This is a genomic window from Segatella copri (assembly GCF_019127135.1).
Lineage (GTDB): Bacteria > Bacteroidota > Bacteroidia > Bacteroidales > Bacteroidaceae > Prevotella.
Genome location: NZ_JAHOEA010000111.1, coordinates 1 through 3,926 on the forward strand (window position 1 = coordinate 1; position 3,926 = coordinate 3,926).

Genomic DNA, 3,926 nt, shown 5'->3' on the forward strand with positions numbered 1-3,926 from the left:
CATCATCTGTAAAAGAGTAGCCATTCAACTCTACCTCACGGGTCTCAAACCAACCAGTGTTCTCATTATACACACGTTCAATTCTTGTCTTACGTTTCATTGTCACTTCTGTTTGTTCCTAAGTGACAACCTTTTTCAGGGAAGTACATTCATAATAAACAGCGGTTTTCTCCGTTTTTATTTATTATGAAGAAAGTAAGTTATCTTATATATTTATGGCTGGTTTGCTGCCTGGGACTGCAAGCACAGAGCCGCCGCGAAATGGGAGGCATCTATTATGCTTACCCCGTAACGGATGATGCCGGAACCGATGCTTCAGAAGTGAAGGTGCCTGCCGGTTTCTCACCTTATTATATCAGTCACTACGGGCGCCATGGTTCGCGATGGATGTCGAGGGATGAACGCTATCTCTGGATAGAAAAGCAGTTTGCTGATGAAGGCAATCTTACTCCGCTCGGACTTCAGATTAAGAGTATCGTGAACCGGATATGTGAGAATGCAAAAGGGAACGGCGGCAAACTGACCCGACTGGGTGAACTGCAGCATCAGGCCATTGCCCGACGCATGTATGCCCATTATCCACAGATCTTTGCTGCCGGACACCAGGTAAAGGCACGCTCCAGTGTTTCCGACCGCTGCGCCAAGAGTATGCTCGCCTTTACTTCCCAGCTGCGGAATCTACAGCCCCAGCTGCATCTGGACGTGAAGACCGATTCTGCTGATATGGCTTGGATAGCCTACGAATCTCCCGAACTGAAGGCGCTGAAGAAACGCACCAGGGTGAAGGCCCAGGTTTCGCCACGCCGCTTCCTGCAACAGCTATTCAAGAATACCGCAAAGATAGATGAACCCCTGAAACTGATGACCGAAATGTATGGACTCACCTCCTCCCTGCAGGATGTGGGCCTGAACTTTCCTGCCTATCCGCAGGAGATGGAAGACAGCCTGAATGCACTCTTTACCGATGCCGAATTCCGTGCCATCTATGAAGCCAACAATCTCCGCATGAACATCACCAACGGCAGTATGGCTACCAATGAAGAGATTCCGGCACGAAGCGCCATCTCGCTCTGGCAGAACATCGAAACCGAAGCCGATGCTGCCTTGCGCTCTTCCCAGTCATCAGCCACCCTCCGTTTCGGTCATGATACAGCCCTCTACCGGCTCCTGTCTCTTCTTTTTGATGCCACCTTGCCTCCTGCCGGTGCCCGTGAAGACGCCGACCAGGTAGTACTCGGTGCAGAGACAGAGAGGATGGACCGCGTGGTTCCGATGGGTGCCAACCTGCAGATGATATTCTACAAGAACCGGAAGGATAGCGTGGTGGTGAAGTTCATGCTGAACGAAAGAGACATCATGCTTTCGCCTGTAGGACAGGTGATTTACGGCACTCATTATTATTCCTGGAAAGAATGGAAGCAGGAGATGCACCAGCGTATCCACCAGCTGGAACATGTGCGCCAGCTCTATGCCATCCAAACGATGGAAGGAGCGGGACAGGCAATTCCTGCCGTACTGGTTCCGAACGGCCAGAACTTCTGGACTCCCCAAACCCGGGATACCGAGCAGCCTTGTGTGGCTCCTTATAATGATAAGGATACGCTGTTGCAGGGATTCCGGTGCAGCCATTGGCCGGGAGGTGGGGAGAAACGGGATTACGGCTCTTTCACCCTAGCTGCCTTGGGAGGCAAACTCCGTCTGCAGCCCGCTCAGCGTGCCACCGCTTTCAGCCATCAGGACGAGGTATCGCATCCCCATTACTATGGTGTCCAGCTGAAGAATGAGCATCTGAAGGCAGAGATGACTGCCCTGAGCCATACCTCCATGCTCCGTGTTACGCCCGATAAGGACGAACTGGTTCATCTCGTTATCCAGCCCAATAATGATGACGGACAGGGAACCATCGAGATTGATACCGTGAACCATGTGGTTTATGCCTATAATCCGGCGCCTCATGTATATCAGGGATGGGGGAAACCGGATGATTTCGGGGGACATTTCGTGCTGGCTTATGATAAAGATGAGCTGATTGACTATGGTGTCTTTGATGAAGCACAGGCGGAAAGAAAGGGACTGATGATGACCTGCAAGCCGGGTATCGGAGTCTGGCTCACCTTCAGGGGCAAGACAGGAAAGGCGATGGAATGGATGTCGGCTACCTCCTTTACTTCGCACGACCAGGCGGTGACCAATCTCAATGCCGAAAACTATATGTACGGCGGTCTGGACTTCAACAGTATGATGGAGTATGCTGCCAATCTGTGGTGCGAACGTCTGCATACCATCGATGTGGAGAGTCAGGACACGGCAAAGGTGAACCGCTTTTATACCGCCCTGTACCGCAGTTCGTTTCTTCCCCATGAGTTGAGCGATGTCGGCGAACTGCAATATGGTGACTTTGCGATGTGGGATACCTACCGCGCACAGTTGCCTCTTTATCATCTTCTTACGCCGATGCTGTCGGGAGAGATGATGCAGTCTCTGGTAAAAATGTATCAGGATGGTATCTGGATGCCTGTCTTTCCAACTGCCAACTGCGGGCAGAGGGAGATGCTGGGCGATGATGCCAGTATCGTGCTTGCCGATGCCTATGTCAAGGGCATCCGCAACTTTGATGCCGTGAAGGCTTACGAGGGAATGCGCATGAATGCCTTCTCTACTCCTTATCTTGCCAAGGATTACCGTTCCGGAAAGGGCCGCCGCTCCATCACTTCCTATATGACGAATGGTTATCTTCCGGTAGAGGAGGGGGCCGGTTCTGCTACCGCTTCTACCTCGCGCACCCTGGCGTATGCATACGATGACTTTGCCGTGGCGCAGATGGCAAAGCTGCTGCTTGATTCCTGCAAGGATGCTACGCTCCGCCAGCAGTATCAGGATGATTATCAGGTACTTATGCGCCGTTCTGAGAATTGGCGCAACGTGATCAACCCGCTTTCGGGCTGGGCTGACGGAAGATATGAGAATGGAAAATGGGCAGAAGATAAAGATCTGTTTTCAGGTAAGAGTAATATCCTGGGAGGTTCTGCCTGTCAGGATACCTGGTCGGTTCCGCAGAATATCACCGGTCTGTTTGAGGTGATTCATGACAGCAAACCGATGGACAAGAAGGAGAAACTGATTGATAAAGAGGAGAAGAAGGAGAGAAAGGCGCATCCTCAAGTGGAGGTGCTGGTAAGCAACGGTAAGGTGATTTCCCGATTAGACAGGATGTTTGATAGGGGATGGTATCAGCACAGTTATTCGCCTTGCCATCATCTGGCATATCTCTATGCGGCAGCCGGTGCGCCGGAGAAGACGCAGGAAAGGCTGCATCAGATACTGGAAAATGACAGTTTTTCGGGTGAAGATGCAACAGGACAGCGTTCTGCCTGGCATATTTTCTCATCTTTAGGCTTCTATCCGGTATGTCCAGGCACACCTTTTTACTATATTGGTACGCCTGCTTTCGAGAAAGTTACGCTGAATCTGGAGAACGGAAAGCGCTTCGAAATCTCTGCACCAGCCAGTATATCAGGCAGTTATCGTGTAAAGTCATTAACACTCAATGGCAAGCCGCTGCATGATTTCCGCCTTTCTCATCAGCAGATTTTGAATGGAGGAAAAATATTTTTTTCTCTATTTTAATGCCACTATTGCCACACTTATGGTTAACCTATTGGTATATAGTGATTTACGCGTGGCAATAACCCCTGTTCTTATTGCCACCTAATGCCACCTATTGCCACGCCCTAGCAAGCAGCGCGCTGAAGCAGTGTCTTTTTGTAAATATGGTTGACTCCTAAAGTTTCAATTACATGAAAGAATCATTAGAAGCAACACTGAAAGATGTCGAACTTACCAAGGAAGTGTACCGTCTGTACACTCTTGAGGTAAGCGGCTCCGCGTTTATACCTTGCCCTTTATCGTAAAATTTCTTACCTTTG

At 50.3% G+C, this 3,926-nt stretch carries 1 protein-coding gene; it reads left to right on the plus strand.

Annotated features, from left to right (window positions below; translation table 11 throughout):
* Positions 1-186 precede the first annotated feature (186 nt).
* Entirely contained in the window at positions 187-3,627 is a 3,441-nt protein-coding gene (locus tag KSW37_RS15200; protein ID WP_217315282.1) for a GH92 family glycosyl hydrolase, read from the plus strand.
* Positions 3,628-3,926 lie beyond the last annotated feature (299 nt).